Genomic DNA, 17,002 nt, shown 5'->3' with positions numbered 1-17,002 from the left:
ACGAATTCGGCCAGATCGACCTTCTCCGCCACCCGCGGTTCTTTCTGCGGCGTGCCCAGGTACAGGAAGGCGATCACCTCTTCGCCTTCCGTCAACCCCAAACCTTTGGCCACATGAGGCGAGTAGGCCAGATCACCGGTACGCCACACCGCGCCGATGCCTTGCGCATAGGCCGCCAGCAAGATCCCGTGGGCGGCGCACCCCGCCGCCAGCAATTGCTCGGACTTCGGATACTTGACGTGATCCTGCACGCGAGCGATCACCACAACCACCAAAGGTGCACGCAACGGACCGTTACGAGCCTTGTCGATGGCGGCTTGCGTCACTTCGCCGTCCTGCAGCCTGGCGGCTTCAGCCAGCAACTCGCCCATTTGCTCGCGCGCCGCGCCTTCTACCGTCAGAAACCGCCAAGGCTGCAAGTGGCCGTGATCCGGGGCGCGCATGGCCGCGGCGAACAGCACTTCGCGCTGCTCGGCAGTCGGTGCCGGATCTAGCAATCGTGGAACGGAAACACGGTTGAGCAAAGCGTCGAGAGCCTGCATCGGCCACCTCCAGAAAAAATTGTGCGGCTATTCTAGCGGTAACTACTCTGGCGGTGCGGTTTACATGCCCTGCCCCGCAGGTAGAATGGCGCCCTTCCCTATTTCAGCCCGAGCGGACTTCATGGCGTTGCCGACCTTACGTCTCATTGGTTTCATCATCGGCATCTTCCTGATCACCCTGGCCATCGCCATGGTCGTGCCCATGGCCACGCTGGTGATCTTCGAGCGCACAGGCGACCTGCCGTCGTTTCTCTGGGCCAGCATGATCACCTTCGTCGGGGGGCTCGCCCTGGTCATCCCCGGCCGCCCGGAACATGTACATCTGCGGCCACGGGACATGTACCTGCTGACCGTCAGCAGCTGGCTGGTGGTATGTATCTTCGCCGCGCTGCCGTTTTTACTGACCCAGCACATCAGCTACACCGATTCGTTCTTTGAAAGCATGTCCGGCATCACCGCCACCGGCGCAACGGTGCTCACGGGTCTGGACAACATGTCCCCCGGCATCCTGATGTGGCGTTCATTGCTGCACTGGATCGGCGGCATCGGGTTCATCGGCATGGCGGTCGCGATTCTGCCGTTGCTGCGTATCGGTGGCATGCGGCTGTTCCAGACCGAGTCGTCGGACCGTTCCGAAAAAGTCATGCCCCGTTCGCACATGGTGGCACGGCTGATCGTTGCCGCTTATGTCGGCATCACCATACTCGGCAGCCTGGCGTTCTGGTGGGCCGGGATGAGCCCGTTCGATGCGATCAACCACGCGATGTCAGCGATTTCCACCGGTGGTTTCTCGACCTCCGACCAGTCTTTGGCCAAGTGGCCGGAGCCAGCAGTGCATTGGGTGGCGATCGTCATCATGATTCTTGGTGCCCTGCCGTTCACCCTGTATGTAGCGACCTTGCGCGGTAACCGCAAAGCACTGATCAAGGATGAGCAGGTTCGAGGCTTGCTCGGCATGTTGCTGGTGACCTGGCTGGTGCTCGGCACCTGGTACTGGTGGACCACCCAGTTGCATTGGCTGGAGGCATTACGGCATGTGGCGCTGAACGTCACATCGGTGGTGACCACCACCGGTTTCGCATTAGGGGATTACAGCCTGTGGGGCAATTTCTCGCTGATGCTGTTCTTCTATCTGGGGTTCGTCGGCGGCTGCTCCGGCTCGACCGCGGGTGGGATCAAGATCTTCCGCTTCCAGGTGGCCTACATCCTGCTCAAGGCCAACCTTAATCAGCTGATCCACCCGCGTGCGGTGATCAAGCAGAAGTACAACGGTCACCGGCTCGACGAAGAGATCGTGCGTTCGATCCTGACCTTTTCGTTCTTCTTCGCCATTACCATCTGCGTGATCGCGCTGCTGTTGTCGCTGCTCGGCGTCGACTGGATGACCGCCCTCACCGGCGCGGCCGCCACGGTGTCCGGCGTTGGTCCGGGACTGGGCGAGACCATTGGCCCGGCGGGCAACTTCGCCACCCTGCCGGACGCCGCCAAGTGGATTCTCTCGTTCGGCATGCTCCTTGGCCGGCTGGAGATCATTACGGTGTTTGTGTTGTGTATTCCGGCGTTCTGGCGCCATTGACCACGGGTGGCGCGTTCAGCAGCCGCGTCCGGTACTCGCCGGGCGTGGTGTCGAACCAGCGGCGGAAAGCGCGGAAGAAGTTGCTCGGGTCGGCGAACCCCAGCAAGTAAGCGATCTCCAGCAAGGTCATGGTGGGTTGCGCCAGGTATTGCTCCGCCAGTTCGCGCCGGGTGTCGTCGAGCAACGTCTGGAAACTCGTGCCCTCTTCCTGCAAGCGTCGCTGCAAGGTGCGTTGCGACAGATGCAGCGTCTGTGCCACGGCATCACGCTTGGGCTCACCCTGGGGCAGCAAACGGCACAGCACCTGCCGTGCCTTGTGAGTGACACGACTCTCGGAAAACCGCGCCAGGTATTCACCGGCAAACCGGTCATGCAGCAGCGCCATGGCTTCGTTGGCCGTCGGTAGGGGCGCTTCCATGTCTGCACGTTCGAAAATCAGCGCATCGTATTGTGCGTTGAACACCAATGGTGCATGGAAGACTTGTTTGTAGGGTTCAACATCGACGGGGAGATCGCCCTGCAGCAACACCTTGCGCGGTTGCAACGTGCGCCCGGTCAGCCAGCCGCACAGTGCCAGGGCACACGCCAGCGAGGCTTCGGCACTCTGGCGGGTCGGCGGCAGATGATCGCCGTGCACTGTCAAAATCAGCGCATATCCCTCCTCCAGCAGCCGGAAACTCAAGTCAGCGCTTTCGGCGATGATCCGCTGGTAACGCACCAGTCGCCGGAAACCATCGGCCAGGGTCTGGCTGGACATCAAGGCGTAACCGGTCACATGGAACTGCGCCGGTCGCACCACCTTGCCCATGTTCAGGCCAATCGCCGGGTTGCCGGACAGCTCAACCGCGCGTTGCCAGAGTCGTGTCATGGAGTCTTGCGGGAAGCGTGCATCCGGATCATCCAGAGCCGCATAGTCGAGCCCCAGCTGTTTGAACAATACCCGGCAATCCAGGCCGTCCATTTCCAGTGCTTTGACAATCCCCATCGCCCAGCTTGCAGAAGTCGTTCGTTCGCTCATGGCGTTTACTTACTGTTTTGTGAGCCGTCTACCGCGGCAAGTTTTCGAAGGATACTAAAGTGGCGCCCATTGTCACTGGCTGATGCCAATGATCACTCTAGACTCAAATAAGCTACCCGCAGAACAACTTGCAGCCAGAACAATAACCACAGAGATTGCAGTCGTGGAAAACATCAAGCGTTTCAACAGCTTTGCTGAGTTCTATCCGTATTACCTCAGCGAGCACAGCAACAGTACCTGTCGACGATTGCACTTTATCGGTACGACACTGGTCATTTTCATTCTGGCGCTGACCATCGGCCGAGGCGCCTGGATGTTGTTGTGGGCCTTGCCGCTGGCGGGATACACCTTTGCATGGGTTGGGCATTTCTTCTTCGAGAAGAATCGTCCTGCAACCTTTCAGCACCCCTTCTACAGCCTGCTCGGTGATTTCGTCATGTATCGCGACATGATTCTGGGACGCGTACCGTTCTAGGTCACCCGAGGATTGCCAATGAACGTCAACGCTCGCTTCACCCACATGAAAGACGGTACGCAGGAAGACTGGGCGATCATCGCCGCGGACTTCAGCGCCTACGCCCGCCAATTGCCGTCCCGAATCGCGGCGCACCTGAAGTTGCTCGAAGGTGATTTTGGCGGTTTTCCGGTAGATCGCCTGACCCACTCCCTGCAAACCGCTACCCGCGCCTGGCGTGATGGCCGCGATGAAGAATATGTGGTCTGCGCCCTGCTCCACGACATCGGTGACACCCTGGGTTCCTACAACCACCCGGATATAGCGGCGGCGATCCTCAAGCCATTTGTCAGCGCCGAGAATCTGTGGATGGTGGAGAAGCACGGGATTTTCCAGGGCTATTACTTCTTCCATCACCTGGGCATGGACCGGCATTTGCGTGAGCAATACAAAGAGCATCCGCAATATCAGGCGACCATCGAGTTTTGTGCCAAGTACGATGCGGCGGCGTTCGATCCGGCTTACGACACTTTGCCGTTGAGCTTTTTCGAGCCGATGATGGAGCGGCTGTTTGCGCAGCCGAAGAACTCGATCTACAAGGCGGCGATGCAAGAGCATTCGCCAGCCTGATCGATCCAGCGGGGCCGCTTTGCGGCCCATCGCGGGCAAGCCCGCTCCCACAGGGTTCTGTATCGACCACAAACTCTGTATTCAACATCAATCACTGCGAGCTTGCTGGCGATGGCAACCTCATGCCAGCTCCGCCACCTTCGCAGCCTTCAACTGCGCCTCCCGCGCCTGGGCATCGGCCAGGCGATACAACTCGATCGTGCCGTCCCAATGCTCGATCAACGCCGTGCACGATTCCACCCAATCGCCGCAATTGAGGTAATCCACCTCGCCGACCTTGCGGATCTCGGCATGGTGAATGTGCCCGCACACCACGCCATGCAGCTCACGCTTGACGCATTCATGGGCGATGGCTTCCTCGAAGTCGCTGATGAAGCTGACGGCGGTTTTCACTTTGTGCTTGAGATACGCCGACAGCGACCAATAGCCGTAGCCATAACGCGCGCGCCAGTGGTTGAGCCAGCGGTTGAGGGTCAGGGTGAATTCGTAGGCCGAGTCACCAAGAAAGGCCAGCCAGCGGTGGTAGCGGGTAATCACGTCGAACTGGTCGCCGTGGATCACCAGCAGATGCCGGCCATCCGCCGTCACATGCACCGCTTCGTCCACTAATTGAATGTTCCCCAGGATCAGTTTCGAGTAGCGACGCAGGAATTCATCGTGGTTGCCGGTGACGTAGATCACCTCGGTACCGCGCTTGCTCATGGTCAGCAGGCGCCGAATCACGTTGGTGTGCGCCTGGGGCCAATACATGCCGCCACGCAGTTTCCAGCCGTCGATGATGTCGCCCACCAGGTAAATCCTGTCCGCGTGATAGCCCTTGAGAAACTGCGACAAGTGCTCGGCCTGGCAATCGCGCGTGCCCAGATGCACGTCGGAAATCCACAAGGTCCGCACACGTTGCTTACGGCTGGGTTTGGCGAGCTCGGCGCTGGTCATGGGCAACCCTCAGGACAAGTTTTGGCAAGCTTGCGCCGTTCGGGTTAATGGTCCATGACAACCGCAAGTCAGTCTTGTGACAGCGCGCCAGAGCCACGCCGGTGTAGACTGACGCCCAGAACCGGGAGACCCGCGATGAGACCGATCCTCACCCTGCGCCAATACACCGAAGACCTGATCGTCCACAGCCACGAACACGCGCAACTGGTGTTCGGGTTGTCGGGCGCACTGGATTTCGAAGTCGACGGGCGCGGTAGCCAGGTGGTCCAGCAAAGCTTCGTGGTCATCCCGTCCGGGTTTCATCACGCCTGCGGTAGTCCCAATGGCAGCCGTTGCCTGGTACTGGACGTGCCCGACGATCAGTGGATTGGCCAGTCCCTGGGCGAGCATGCCGACGCCAGTCGTCGCTTGCTCGACAACGCCGGCCGTTTGTCGCTGGATGCCGGGCAAAGCCAATTGGTCAGTTGGTTGGCCAACAGTCAGGTGAATGATCCGCTGATCGCGCAACAAGGCGCGGTGTTGCTGTTGGCCAGTCTCAACAACGCCAGGCCGGACACTGTCGGCGGTCGACGCCTGCCGTACGCTGCGCTGAATGCCCACATTGACCAGTACGCCGCCTACCCGCTGCAAGTCGCCGACCTGGCGCGCGTGGCCGGCCTGTCCAGCGCCCGCTTGCATGCGCGGTTCGTCGCCGAATGCGGTCAGACACCGATGGACTACATTCGCAGCCGACGCCTGCACAAGGCCGTCGCGTTGCTGCGCAGCTCGGACCTGCCCATCGGTGAGATTGCCAGTCGCGTCGGCTACAGCTCCCAAAGTGCCTTTGCCGCTGCGGTGTTGCGCGAGTTCGGCTCCTCGCCAGGCAAGCTGCGGCGCGAGGCTGGCGACAAATAACGCGAGTCTGGCGACAGACACCGCAGCAGCGGACGCGGTTAAATGACCCGGTCCCTACGTTTACCAAGGATTGTCATGACTCCCCGTACCGCCCTTGGCGCCCTGCACATTGGCGCTCTGATGTTCGGCCTGACCGGCGTGTTCGGCAAACTCGCCGCCGCGTCACCGGCCGTCATCGTCTTCGGCCGCGCTACGTTCGCGGTATTGGCGCTGGCATTCTTCGCCCGATTTGCCAGCAATACCCGTTGGCAACGACTCGAGGCCATGGACTTGCGCCGACTGTTGCTCAGCGGCCTGTTACTGACCGGGCACTGGGTGAGTTTCTTCATTTCGGTGAAAGTCGCTGGCGTGGCCATCGCGACCCTGGGCTTTGCCAGTTTCCCGGCCTTCACCGTGATCCTCGAAGGGCTGATTTTCCGCGAGCGGATCCGCGCCAATGAAATTGTGCTGGTGGCGTTGGTCAGCGTCGGGCTGGTGCTGGTCACGCCTGAATTCGATCTGGCCAGCGGTGCCACCACGGGCCTGTTGTGGTCGGTGCTTTCCGGATTACTGTTCTCCCTCTTGTCGCTGACCAATCGCGCCAGCTCGGCACGCATCCCGCCGGTGCAGGCAGCGTTGTGTCAGAACGTGGTGGTCGGCTTGTGCCTGCTGCCAGTGGCAGCACCGCATTTAAGCGAAGTGCGCGCCATCGATTGGTTGTGGATCGGCCTGCTCGGGGTGTTCTGCACCGGTGTCGCCCACAGCCTGTTTGTCGCCAGCCTGGCGGTGATCAAGGCGCGGACCGCTGCGGTGGTCTTTGCCCTGGAGCCGGTTTACGGCATCACCATGGCCTGGCTGTTGTTCAATGAAAACCCGACCCTGCGCATGCTGCTCGGCGGTGCGCTGATCATTGTCGCCATCGTGGTGTCCAGCAGGCTCTCCGGCGGTTCAAGCAGCAAAGCCGTCGCGGCAGAAGCCGCGTCTCACTGAGTGCGGTCGTTATGCCCCAGGTCGCGGCCCGGATCAATCCGGTCGCGGACCCGCTGCTTGAGAACCTTGGCCTCGGGGAAACCACCGTCAGTCTTGCGCTCCCAGATCTGTACATCGTCGCAAAAGACATGAAACACCCCGCCCGTTCCAGGCACCAGGGACACTTTGCCCAGGTCATCGCCAAAAGTACTGAGCAGTTCCTGTGCCAGCCAGGCGGCTCGCAACAACCACTGGCATTGAGTGCAGTAGGTGATGATGATTTCGGGTTTGCTAACGGTCATGACAGGCAGATCTCTCAACCAGAGGGCGTCGTCATCATAAGCACCTTCACTGCTTGCTGAAAGATCAACGAATACCGGCCAATAGAGTGCGGGCCGTCCGTTTCAGCGGCTCCTCGGCGTCTCTGAGTAATTCGTTGAGCAATGCGATGGCACTGTCCAGATCGCCGTCATCGATACAGGTCTGGGCCTGCTCCAGTTTTCCGGCATTGCTGGGTTCGACCGGTTCGAGGTTGATCGGCTCAAGCTCCAGCGAAGGGCTTGGCTCGCGGAACTCGTCGAGAAAGCTGTCGTCAAGGGACCGGGAGGCGGATTCGATTTCCCATTCGATTTCGGGTTCCGGCAAATCCAGTTCGCTTGCCGAAAGCGCGTCCGGCGTATCCGTGTCCACGAGCTCGAGCAAGTCCCAATTTGTATCTATCACCAGGTCATCCGCTTTCAACTGAGACTCATCACCGGGCGCCGTCGCCAAGGGCGTAACAACAGCCGTCATTACCGGAACCGCTGCAATGGGGTTCAATTTCGGATGGCGAGCACGGATATCCATGAGTTTCTGTTCGTCGAACCCGGCGTTTCGCAGTTTGGCGTCCAGCGCATCGTAGGCAGACGCATCGCCCTGTTTGCCGAGCACTTCCAGCAATTGCACGGCAAGATCTGTACGCTCCGGCTCCTTGTCCATGGCCTCTCGCAACAAGCCGACAGCCTCGGTAAATCGACCATAGGCCAGATAAACCGCAACCTCTTCGAATACATCGCTGACAGGCAGTTCATCACTATTTGCTGAGACCGGTGCAACCGCAGATGTCGTGATCAGCGGTTCTTCGAGCCGACCCGGTACCGCCTGCTGCGGTGGTGAAGTAGCGGGTTGGGCAGACATCGACTGCTGTCTTCGTCGCACAAACCAACCCAACAATAGTAACCCTGCCAGCGTGAGCAAACCGCCAATCAACAGCCAATTGGTTGTCGGTTGTTCAGCGACGATCGGCGCTGGCGCTACCACAGCGGGCGTCACTGGCTCCGCAGTTACGCTTTGAGCCTCCGCCAATCGGGTCTGAAGCTCGATTACCTGTTTCTTCTCGCCGGCAATCTGCTCCACCTGTGCTTGCAGCTTTGCATTGAGTTCTTCGATGGTGGCTTGCAACTGCTGGACTTGCAGTACGCTGGCGGCCAGTTGCTCGGCAAGTGGGTCGGTGACCGGGACGGTGGCCGGTTTGGGCTTCGGCTCCTGGCGTGCGGGTACGGCCGGGGTAGCGGGCTGGACACTCGGAAACGCGGAAGAGCCGCGATCGGTCTGCGGTTCATCATCGACCGGGACGATTCCCGGCGCGCCCGGAGGATCGATCAGCACGGTGTACTCGCGCAGCAAACGACCATTGGGCTGATTGAGCTGCACAAGAAAATTCAGGAAGGGTTCATTGACCGGTTTGCTGGAGGTCACCCGGATTACATTGCGCTTGCCGCGCAGGATCGGCGTGAACTTCAAATCGTTGAGGAAGAACACCCGATCGACGCCAGCGCGGCTGTACTCGTCGGCCGTTGCCAGGCTGACGGACAGATCGTCCTCTTCCAGCCCCGCAGCATCAACCAAGGCGATATCGGCGCGTAACGGCTGATTCAGTGCCGAATGCAAGGTGATATCGCCCAGGCCCAGCGCCGGCGCCAATGCCGACCAAGTGACAGCAGCACCGCCCAGCAACCACCTGGCGCAATACCGTACAACGACTCGCCGACTCTCAAGCATGAGCATCCCTTAACTGACTAAAACCAATCTGCACGCGTTCGCACATCCGGTACGAACACGATATTGCACAGTAGTTCTTATAGTCGGCTCAACGCGCTATCTCAAAAACCTGGCGAATGGTTATGCCTCAAGACTTTTCAAGGTTGGCCAGGATGTGCCCGTGAACCCGCATGCAAACCCCTAAATCCGCCTCATCGACGCCTTCGAACAGCTCATGACGCAGTTGAGTGGCAATGGTTTCGATTTGATCGATCAGAGGACGCGCCGGGGCGCAAAGGACGATTTTTTTCGCCCGACGGTCTTCCAGCACCGATTGACGCTGAACCAGCCCTTGGCTCTCCAGGCTATCGAGCAAGCGTGCCAGGGTAGGTCCTTCTACGCCCACACTCTGTGCCAGTTCACGCTGGGTCGGAGCCTGTTCGAAGCGAGCCAGGTGCAAAAGCACCAGCCAGCGCGCCTGAGACAAGCCCAGACCGGCCAGACGGCGGTCCAGTTCGGCACGCCAGCCGCGAGACATCTGGGCCAGTTGCATGCCAAAGCGGTGTTGATCGGTTAACGACATAAAACACTCATGATTAGACTGAAATAGAGAAAAACTAATTATTAGTCAGCTAAGCATGAGCCTTGGCTGGAGGCAAGGCTTGTTCTGTACTGAATCGTTACATCAGTAAACCAATGTCTCAAATCTCAAATTCCGACTGCAACGCGGCACGAACGCAATACAACACTCCTTCGGGTACTCGGCCTGCGAACAATTCAGAAATCTGCGACACGGGTGGCAACTCACCTTCACCGTCGAGGAAAGCGTCCTGAACTTCGCCCATCAAGTCTTCGGGAAGATCCAGCGCCTGTTCCAGCGACAACTGCTGTTTGCCAATCGCCTCGGCGAGCATGGTGTAGACGTTCTTTTCCGAACACTGCAGTTGCCCCGCGATCTGCACGGGGGTCATGCCCGCGCGGGCCAACGTGATCAGCTCATGGCGTACATCGGCCACCACCTTCGGCGCCTCGGCCTGGCCGCCGAGCACTTCGAGGAAGGCCTCGCCGTAACGTTCCAGCTTGCGCGCACCGACGCCGCTGACCGTGGCCATCTGCGCCAGCGAGGTTGGCTGGCTGCGCAGCATTTCCAGCAAGGTCGAGTCGGGGAAGATAACGTACGGCGGCACGCCATGTTCCTCGGCGAGTTTACGCCGCAGGGCACGCAAGGCTTCCCACTGCTCGCGCTCTTCGCCGCGCACCAATTGGCTCGCCTGGCTCTTGCTGCTTTTGACGGTGGTCTGCGCCTTCAGGTCGCGGCGCAGTTCCAGGGTCACTTCACCTTTGAGCAACGGCCGGCAGGTGTCGCTCAGGCGCAGTCCGCCGTAGCCTTCGTGGTCGACATCGGCCAGACCTCGAGCCACCAACTGACGGAACAGCGAGCGCCACTCGCCTTCGGCCCGCGCCTTGCCGACACCGAACACCGACAGGTGCTGGTGGCCGAAGCTGCGGACCTTTTCGTTGTCCTTGCCGAGCAGGACATCCACCAGATGCCCGACGCCATACCGCTGGCCGGTGCGGTAGATCGCCGAGAGCGCCTGACGCGCCGGCTCGGTGGCATCCCAGGTCTGCACGCCGTCGACGCAGTTGTCGCAATGGCCGCATGGCTCGGGCATGTCTTCATCGAAGTAGGCCAGCAAGGTCTGGCGGCGGCAGCGGGTTTCTTCGCACAGCGACAGCATGGCATCGAGCTTGTGCTGCTCCAGTCGCTTGTGGCGTTCGTCGCCTTCGGAGTTCTGCAGCATCTGCTTGAGCATCACTACGTCTTGCAAGCCGTAGGCCATCCAGGCATCGGCCGGCAAGCCGTCACGGCCGCCGCGGCCGGTTTCCTGATAGTAGGCTTCAAGGGATTTCGGCAAGTCCAGGTGCGCGACGAACCGCACGTTGGGCTTGTCGATGCCCATGCCGAACGCCACGGTGGCGACCATGATCAGGCCTTCCTCGTTGAGGAAGCGTTTCTGGTGATAGGCGCGCAGATCGTTGGGCAGGCCGGCGTGGTAAGGCAGCGCAGGAAAACCCTGTTCGCTGAGGAACGCGGCCACTTCTTCGACTTTTTTCCGTGACAGGCAGTAAACGATGCCTGCATCGCTGCGTCGCTCGGCGAGGAACGCCAGCAACTGCTTGCGCGGCTGTTCCTTGGGCACGATGCGATAAAAAATGTTCGGGCGGTCGAAACTCGACAGAAAGCGTTCGGCATTTTGCAAGTGCAGGCGGGTGACGATTTCTTCCCGGGTGCGCTTGTCGGCGGTGGCAGTCAGGGCGATGCGCGGCACGTCGGGGAACATTTCCGCCAACTGCCCCAGTTGCAGGTATTCCGGACGGAAATCATGCCCCCATTGCGACACGCAATGCGCTTCGTCAATGGCGAACAGGGCGATGTTCAGCCCCTGCAGGAAGTTCAGCATGCGCGGTTGAACCAGCCGCTCCGGGGCGAGGTAAAGCATTTTCACTTCACCGCGCTTGATCCGTGCCGCCAGGTCGCGCTGTTGTTCGGCGCTGAGGGTGGAGTTGAGCGCTGCGGCGGCCACACCGAGCTCTTCGAGGGTCGCCACTTGATCGTCCATCAACGCAATCAGCGGCGACACCACCACCGCCAGGCCTTCGCGCAGCAGCGCCGGAACCTGAAAGCACAAGGATTTACCGCCACCGGTAGGCATCAGCACCAGGGCATCACCGCCACTGGCTACGCGCTCAATGATTGCACCCTGACGGCCACGGAAACTGTCGTAACCGAAGATGTCCTTGAGGACGCGTTGAGCCTGATCGAGCATAGAAACTCCAAAAATCACCGAAACATCCCTGCAAGGCTGGTTCAGAACCCGCGACGCTGCACAGACAAATCGTAAGTGCGCGTTGCATGACGCTTCACATTTCAGCCGTGAAGCCAGCAGGGCATCACAAAACGCGCGAGTATACCCGAGCACCGTCCGGCAAAGGGCACCGCTGGGGAAGGTGGTGCAAATATGCTGCGCGGCTGGCTCAAGCGCGCAAGAAGGCCTAGAATTCCCGCATCGAACATTCCCCAAGGTAGTCCTTTAATGTCCTTCGCTGAGCAACTAACCCGCCTGCAAGTCTTCCTCGACGCCGATGAACTGCATGACGAGGCGCTGGACTACGTGGCCGCCCACGGCTACCTCACCGCGCTGTCGATCTGTTCCGAAGTCGTTCCCGATCGTGAATGGATCGATGCACTTTTTGCCGAAGAGCCGCATTACAGCAGCGAAGCTCAACGCGAGGAGATCGAAGCCACCCTGATCGGCCTCAAGGCCCACATCGCTCGCCAATTGGCCTCCGACGAAGAATTCGAGTTGCCGTGCGACCTGGACCTGGGCGAAGACCCTGACGATTCCGAACTGCGCGGCTGGTGCATCGGTTTCATGGAAGGCGTGTTCCTTCGCGAAGAAGCCTGGTTTGAAACCGCCGAAGACGAAGTCAGCGAAATGCTGCTGCCGATCATGGTCGGTTCGGGCCTGTTCGACGAGCAACCGGAGTTCTCCGACATTGCCGCCGATGCCAACCTGATGGACGACATGATCGTGCAAATCCCGGAGGCCCTGACTGCGCTGTACCTGCTGTGCAACGCACCAGACGAAAAACCGGCGATCCTCAAGCCACGTCACCACTAAGGTTCTGCCTATGGACAACCCCATAGGCAACCGCTCCCTGATGTTGCGCTACGTGCTGCTGGCTATCGGCTGGCTGAGCGTAGCGTTGGGGGTGATCGGGATTTTCCTGCCGGTGTTGCCCACCACCCCTTTCCTGCTGCTGGCGGCTGCCTGTTTCGCCCGCAGCTCGCCGCGCTTCTATCAATGGCTGGTCGATCATCCGCGGCTTGGACCGTGGATTCGTGACTACCTCGAAGGTAATGGCATTCCGCTCAAGGGTAAGGTCTACGCCATTGGGTTGATGTGGGTGAGCATTCTGTTTTCCTGCTATCTGGTGCCGATGCCTTGGGCGCGGGGGTTCATGCTGACCAGTGCGGTGCTGGTGACGATTTATATTGTTCGGCAGAAGACTTTGCGCAAGTTTTGAGTTTTTGGGGTGGTGTACATATCCATTGCTGCGGTAACGGCCGCTTATGGTTCCGCCCTTACGGCGGGTCACTTTCGAGAAGCGCGAAAGTAACCAAAGCGCTCTTGCCCCTTTCGTTCGGTGCCTCGCTGTGGCTCGGCATACCCTCGCTCCGGTCCTGCTCCGTGGGCCCGCCGCCATCGGCCATCCATGGCCGGGGGCGGCTAACCCGGCATCCATGCCGGGTTGCCCACTGCGCAGAACCTCCGCTCGGCCTCTCGAGGGGGCGACTTTCGCCACAGCATCGCGAGGCGGCCTACCGGCCGGCCTGAGCGGTCGGGGGGTGTGCTCTCCCTATAGGAGCCAGCCTGCTGGCGATGGTCGTCAACGATAATGTGTCCTGTCTGGAGGATCGCGGTGTCTGGGCGTTTTTCGCGAGCAGGCTCGCTCCTACAGATGGATTGGGGGCATCTGGTAAAGATTGGTTTGCCGTCAGGCGGTCATCGCTGGCAAGCCAGCTCCCACAGAAGTGAAAAACAGAACGGTACACAACCGCCGTTGCTCCTCACCACTCAACAGGCCGAGCGTTAGCTCGCCTGCCGCTCTTGATCCACCCGCCCCCTCGGCAGGCTGAGTGGAGGCGTTTATCCGGGGGTGGGCGCGCAGCGCCGTGCGGCGCAGCCGCACACATCGAGAGGAGGTCGTCGCGAAGCAGACCGGAGGCGATGCCCCCGGATGAATGCCGGAGCGAAGGTACCCCGAGCCCCAGCGAGGGGCCGTACGTAAGGGGCGAGCGTTTTTTGCTTACTTTTTTTGGCGCTTGTAAAAAAGTGAGTCGCCGTAAGGGCGAAACCGCCAGCCGCCGTTACCGCAGCAACGGATATGTACGCAATCACAACGAAACCATCCCCCGACGACCAACCCCACCTTTCAATAAACACCACCTAGACTTCATCAATCTGCATCCGAGCAGCCCGACATGCCCCGCGGTCCGCGTAGTCCAGGATGGCCAACGCCCCGACTTCGGTTCGGCGGATGGCTGTTGCTGGGTGCTTTGCTGCTGGCCGGGCTGAGCAGCGTCCAGGCTGACTGGGATTTTGCACAGGTCCTGCAGAATGCCGAAAAACGCTACGGCGCCCTCGGCCCGGCCCGTGGGCGAATCGAGGCCTGGAGTCAAATGCTGCAGGGCGAACGCGACGCACCAGAGCGCGAGCAGTTGAACGCGGTCAATCGCTTTTTTAATCAACAACTGAATTTTCAGGACGACACACGCATCTGGCGGCAGACCGATTACTGGGCCACTCCCGTCGAAGCCCTGATCAAGGGCGCCGCCGATTGCGAAGACTACGCGCTGGCGAAGTATTTCAGCCTGCGCCAGCTCGGTATTCCCAGCGAAAAACTGCGCATCACTTACGTCAAGGCTTTGACCCAGAACCAGGCACACATGGTGCTGACGTTCTACAGCAACCCCGCCGCGGACCCACTTGTGCTGGACAACTTGATCGGCGACATACGCCCCGCCTCGCAACGCAAAGACCTGCTTCCGGTATATGCATTCAATGCCGAGGGCCTTTATCTGCCGGGCAAAAACGGCGGCCAACGCAGCAGCGATTCGAAAAAACTGTCGCGCTGGCAAGACGTTCTGCAAAAGATGCAAACCGAAGGGTTCACCGTGGGCGAAGGCTAGCCGCCACAGCAAGGAGCGTTTCATGAAACTGCGCAATCAACTGTTCCTCGCTATCTGCCTGTTCTTGCTGGTGGCGTTCAGCGGCAGTTTTTTTGTCGGCCTGGAAAGCTCCCGCGAACAGACCCTCGGCCAATTGCGCGCCCACGCCCAGGATGCCGCCACAGCCTTGGGGTTGTCACTGACCGCTCAAGTCGATGACCCGGCGATGATGGAGTTGATGGTCAGTTCGATTTTCGACAGTGGCTATTTCAGCAGCATCCGCATCGTCAGCATCGATAACCAGCAAGTGTTGATAGAGCGCAGCGCTGAGGCGCAGGTCAAGGGTGTGCCTGGCTGGTTCGTCAGTCTTGTCAATCTGCAGCATGAAGGGGGCGATGCGCTGATCATGCGTGGCTGGCAGCAAGTGGCGCGGGTCGAAGTGCTGAGCAACCCGCAGTTCGCCCTGGCCAAACTCTGGGACAGCGCCCTGGGCAGCCTGATCTGGTTGCTGGTGTGCGGACTGCTCAGTGCCGTACTCGGTGGCTGGCTGTTGCGCCGGCAACTTCGTCCCCTCGACAACATGGTCCGGCAGGCCGAAGCCATCAGTAAACGCGAGTTCTTGAGCCTGCCGAAGCTGCCACGCACGCCGGAACTCAAACGCGTGGTGCTGGCGATGAACCAGATGGTCGAGAAGCTCAAGGCGTTATTCGGCGAAGAGGCCGCGCGCAGTGAAAAGCTGCGCCGCGAGTCTTATCAGGACAGCCAGACCGGGCTGGCCAATCGGCGTTTGCTGGACGAGCAATTGGCTGACCATTTGTTAGTCTGCGAACAAAGCTGTGAGGGGCATTTGTTGATGTTGCGGCTCAACGATCTCAATGGCCTCAACCAACGCCTGGGTGGTCAGCGCACCGATGCCTTGATCGGCGCGGTCGGAGAACTGCTCAAACGCCTGACCCGCCTGCCGCAGCGACGCACCTGGCTGGCTGCACGCAATCGCGGCGGCGAGTTCAGCCTGCTGTCGCCGGGCCTGGGAACCGAGGATGCCACGCGCCTGGCCGCCGAGATCAGTGCCACCCTGGAAAACCTGCGCCTGACCGGTGCCAGCGATTGCATGCCTGTCGCCCATTTGGGCATCGTAGCTTACCGCCCCGGCGAAGCCGCCACCGATGTGCTGTTACGTCTCGATCAGGCGCTGACTGAGGCACGCCAACATCCCGAGCGACCCTGGGCGCTTGCCAATCGCAGCGAAATCACCCTGAAACAATCCCCTCCCGACTGGCGCAGCTGGATCGATGACGCCCTGAACCAGGGTAAATTGCAGCTGTACTTTCAACCGGTGGTGCAATGCGCGGACACCAGTGAGGTGCTGCATCACAAAGTCCTCGCCCGCCTGCTCGACCCGCACGGCCAGGCGATCGCTGCCGGGCAGTTTTTGCCATGGATCGAGCGTTTCGGCTGGTCGGCAAGGTTCGACCTGGCGATGCTCGAAGCGACCTTCGACTACCTTGCCATCAATCGCTGGCCGCTCGCGTTGAGTTTGTCCGGCGCCACTTTGCGCGATCAGACTCAACTGGATCTGATCTTCGACATGCTCGAATCCCTCCCGGAACTGGCTCCGCTGCTGACCCTGGAAATCGACGAACGCCAACTGCCGCCTCCCGATGAACTTCAACGACTGAGTCATAGCCTGCTCGATACGGGCTACCGCATTGGCCTGCAACATTTCGGTGGCAGCTTCAGCCAGATTGGCAACTTGACCCAACTGGGCCTGGCCTACCTGAAAATCGACGGCGCCTATATCCGACACATTGATGAGCAGCGCGATAAACGGCTGTTTATCGAAGCGATCTACCGGGCGACCAACAGCATTGACCTGCCATTGATTGCGGAGATGGTCGAGACCCAGGGAGAGCTGGATGCGATCAGGGAGTTGGGGGTGTTCGGGGTGATGGGCAGGCTGATCGGGCCGCCGGAACCGATGTGAGTGTTACCCGTAGACCGAGCAATCGTTCATCGCGGGCAAGCCACGCTCCCACAAGGATTCGCGTCGTGCACACGTGTCGTGAATACTGGATAACCCTGGGGGCTCGCCCGCGAATGCGATGGTTCATTCAACCATGATGTCGACTGATCAACCGCAATCGCGAGCAGACTTACTCCCACATTTCAGGTCACACCGTATCCACCTTCAACGAATGATCATTGAGCATCCCGTTGATGATCGTCGCCGTATCCGCCCCCGCTATCACCC

At 60.1% G+C, this 17,002-nt stretch carries 16 protein-coding genes; 9 read left to right on the top strand and 7 right to left on the bottom strand.

What is annotated here, in order from left to right:
• Positions 1-542, bottom strand: a 542-nt coding sequence (locus tag D8U69_RS25375; RefSeq protein WP_130908418.1) for an NAD(P)H nitroreductase, incomplete at its 3' end; no start/stop codon positions are given.
• 121 nt (positions 543-663) lie between these two features.
• On the opposite strand from D8U69_RS25375, the gene D8U69_RS25370 reads away from it, so the two are divergent.
• Positions 664-2,118, top strand: a complete 1,455-nt coding sequence (locus tag D8U69_RS25370) for a TrkH family potassium uptake protein (protein ID WP_056853060.1) — start codon at positions 664-666, stop codon at positions 2,116-2,118.
• Here the strand turns inward: D8U69_RS25370 and D8U69_RS25365 are convergent.
• A complete protein-coding gene (locus D8U69_RS25365) occupies positions 2,075-3,136 on the bottom strand; it encodes an AraC family transcriptional regulator (RefSeq protein ID WP_082557536.1) in 1,062 nt (353 codons plus the stop codon). The two genes, D8U69_RS25370 and D8U69_RS25365, sit on opposite strands and share 44 nt — an antisense overlap.
• 163 nt (positions 3,137-3,299) lie before the next feature.
• Between D8U69_RS25365 and D8U69_RS25360 the strand changes: the two genes are divergently transcribed.
• Both D8U69_RS25360 and D8U69_RS25355 read left to right on the top strand, forming a co-directional pair.
• Positions 3,300-3,611, top strand: coding sequence for a DUF962 domain-containing protein (locus D8U69_RS25360; RefSeq protein ID WP_075948932.1), 312 nt, complete (start codon positions 3,300-3,302; stop codon positions 3,609-3,611).
• An 18-nt stretch (positions 3,612-3,629) separates the two neighbouring features.
• Positions 3,630-4,220, top strand: coding sequence for an HD domain-containing protein (locus D8U69_RS25355; RefSeq protein WP_056853063.1), 591 nt, complete (start codon positions 3,630-3,632; stop codon positions 4,218-4,220).
• A gap of 120 nt (positions 4,221-4,340) precedes the next feature.
• Here the strand turns inward: D8U69_RS25355 and D8U69_RS25350 are convergent, their stop codons facing one another.
• Positions 4,341-5,156, bottom strand: a complete 816-nt coding sequence (locus D8U69_RS25350) for a UDP-2,3-diacylglucosamine diphosphatase (protein ID WP_110752666.1) — start codon at positions 5,154-5,156, stop codon at positions 4,341-4,343.
• Between the two features lie 135 nt (positions 5,157-5,291).
• Here D8U69_RS25350 and D8U69_RS25345 point away from each other — a divergent pair, with 135 nt between their 5' ends.
• A complete protein-coding gene (locus tag D8U69_RS25345) occupies positions 5,292-6,050 on the top strand; it encodes a helix-turn-helix domain-containing protein (RefSeq protein ID WP_130908417.1) in 759 nt (252 codons plus the stop codon).
• 75 nt (positions 6,051-6,125) lie between these two features.
• The gene (locus tag D8U69_RS25340; protein ID WP_130908416.1) at positions 6,126-7,019 is read left to right on the top strand and encodes a DMT family transporter; all 894 of its coding nucleotides are present in this window, start codon (positions 6,126-6,128) and stop codon (positions 7,017-7,019) included.
• Here D8U69_RS25340 and D8U69_RS25335 read toward each other — a convergent pair.
• The 4 genes from D8U69_RS25335 to recQ all read right to left on the bottom strand — a co-directional run bounded on the left by D8U69_RS25335 (position 7,013) and on the right by recQ (position 11,845).
• Complete coding sequence (locus tag D8U69_RS25335; RefSeq protein WP_056853067.1) at positions 7,013-7,300, bottom strand: SelT/SelW/SelH family protein; 288 nt, start codon at positions 7,298-7,300, stop codon at positions 7,013-7,015. The genes D8U69_RS25340 and D8U69_RS25335 overlap by 7 nt on opposite strands.
• A 64-nt stretch (positions 7,301-7,364) precedes the next feature.
• A complete protein-coding gene (locus D8U69_RS25330) occupies positions 7,365-9,038 on the bottom strand; it encodes a FimV/HubP family polar landmark protein (protein WP_056853068.1) in 1,674 nt (557 codons plus the stop codon).
• A 127-nt stretch (positions 9,039-9,165) separates the two neighbouring features.
• Complete coding sequence (locus D8U69_RS25325; protein WP_056853069.1) at positions 9,166-9,600, bottom strand: MarR family transcriptional regulator; 435 nt, start codon at positions 9,598-9,600, stop codon at positions 9,166-9,168.
• Between the two features lie 118 nt (positions 9,601-9,718).
• A complete protein-coding gene (gene recQ, locus D8U69_RS25320; protein ID WP_056853070.1) occupies positions 9,719-11,845 on the bottom strand; it encodes a DNA helicase RecQ in 2,127 nt (708 codons plus the stop codon).
• 267 nt (positions 11,846-12,112) lie between these two features.
• Here recQ and D8U69_RS25315 point away from each other — a divergent pair, with 267 nt between their 5' ends.
• The 4 genes from D8U69_RS25315 to lapD all read left to right on the top strand — a co-directional run bounded on the left by D8U69_RS25315 (position 12,113) and on the right by lapD (position 16,735).
• Positions 12,113-12,700: a YecA family protein gene (locus D8U69_RS25315; RefSeq protein ID WP_056853071.1), complete on the top strand. Its 588-nt coding sequence runs from the start codon at positions 12,113-12,115 to the stop codon at positions 12,698-12,700.
• Positions 12,701-12,710: 10 nt separating this feature from the next.
• Positions 12,711-13,106 carry a YbaN family protein gene (locus tag D8U69_RS25310; protein ID WP_056853072.1) on the top strand — a complete coding sequence of 132 codons (396 nt, stop codon included), beginning with the start codon at positions 12,711-12,713 and terminating at the stop codon, positions 13,104-13,106.
• 958 nt (positions 13,107-14,064) lie between these two features.
• Positions 14,065-14,772, top strand: coding sequence for a cysteine protease LapG (gene lapG / locus D8U69_RS25300; protein WP_130908415.1), 708 nt, complete (start codon positions 14,065-14,067; stop codon positions 14,770-14,772).
• A gap of 22 nt (positions 14,773-14,794) precedes the next feature.
• A complete protein-coding gene (gene lapD / locus D8U69_RS25295; protein WP_130908414.1) occupies positions 14,795-16,735 on the top strand; it encodes a cyclic di-GMP receptor LapD in 1,941 nt (646 codons plus the stop codon).
• Positions 16,736-17,002: the final 267 nt, after the last annotated feature.

The sequence above is a fragment of the Pseudomonas sp. Sample_16 genome (assembly GCF_004307665.1).
In the GTDB taxonomy this organism is placed as follows: Bacteria; Pseudomonadota; Gammaproteobacteria; order Pseudomonadales; family Pseudomonadaceae; genus Aquipseudomonas.
The sequence above is the reverse complement of the archived record's forward strand: the minus strand, read 5'-3'. Positions and strand labels throughout refer to the sequence as shown.

Coding starts and splice junctions, on each gene's coding strand:
- D8U69_RS25370 (WP_056853060.1), top strand. CDS start 664: ATGGCGTTGCCGACCTTACGTCTCATTGGTTTCATCATCGGCATCTTC.
- D8U69_RS25365 (WP_082557536.1), bottom strand. CDS start 3,136: ATGAGCGAACGAACGACTTCTGCAAGCTGGGCGATGGGGATTGTCAAA.
- D8U69_RS25355 (WP_056853063.1), top strand. CDS start 3,630: ATGAACGTCAACGCTCGCTTCACCCACATGAAAGACGGTACGCAGGAA.
- D8U69_RS25350 (WP_110752666.1), bottom strand. CDS start 5,156: ATGACCAGCGCCGAGCTCGCCAAACCCAGCCGTAAGCAACGTGTGCGG.
- D8U69_RS25345 (WP_130908417.1), top strand. CDS start 5,292: ATGAGACCGATCCTCACCCTGCGCCAATACACCGAAGACCTGATCGTC.
- D8U69_RS25340 (WP_130908416.1), top strand. CDS start 6,126: ATGACTCCCCGTACCGCCCTTGGCGCCCTGCACATTGGCGCTCTGATG.
- D8U69_RS25335 (WP_056853067.1), bottom strand. CDS start 7,300: ATGACCGTTAGCAAACCCGAAATCATCATCACCTACTGCACTCAATGC.
- D8U69_RS25330 (WP_056853068.1), bottom strand. CDS start 9,038: ATGCTTGAGAGTCGGCGAGTCGTTGTACGGTATTGCGCCAGGTGGTTG.
- D8U69_RS25325 (WP_056853069.1), bottom strand. CDS start 9,600: ATGTCGTTAACCGATCAACACCGCTTTGGCATGCAACTGGCCCAGATG.
- recQ (WP_056853070.1), bottom strand. CDS start 11,845: ATGCTCGATCAGGCTCAACGCGTCCTCAAGGACATCTTCGGTTACGAC.
- D8U69_RS25315 (WP_056853071.1), top strand. CDS start 12,113: ATGTCCTTCGCTGAGCAACTAACCCGCCTGCAAGTCTTCCTCGACGCC.
- D8U69_RS25310 (WP_056853072.1), top strand. CDS start 12,711: ATGGACAACCCCATAGGCAACCGCTCCCTGATGTTGCGCTACGTGCTG.
- lapG (WP_130908415.1), top strand. CDS start 14,065: ATGCCCCGCGGTCCGCGTAGTCCAGGATGGCCAACGCCCCGACTTCGG.
- lapD (WP_130908414.1), top strand. CDS start 14,795: ATGAAACTGCGCAATCAACTGTTCCTCGCTATCTGCCTGTTCTTGCTG.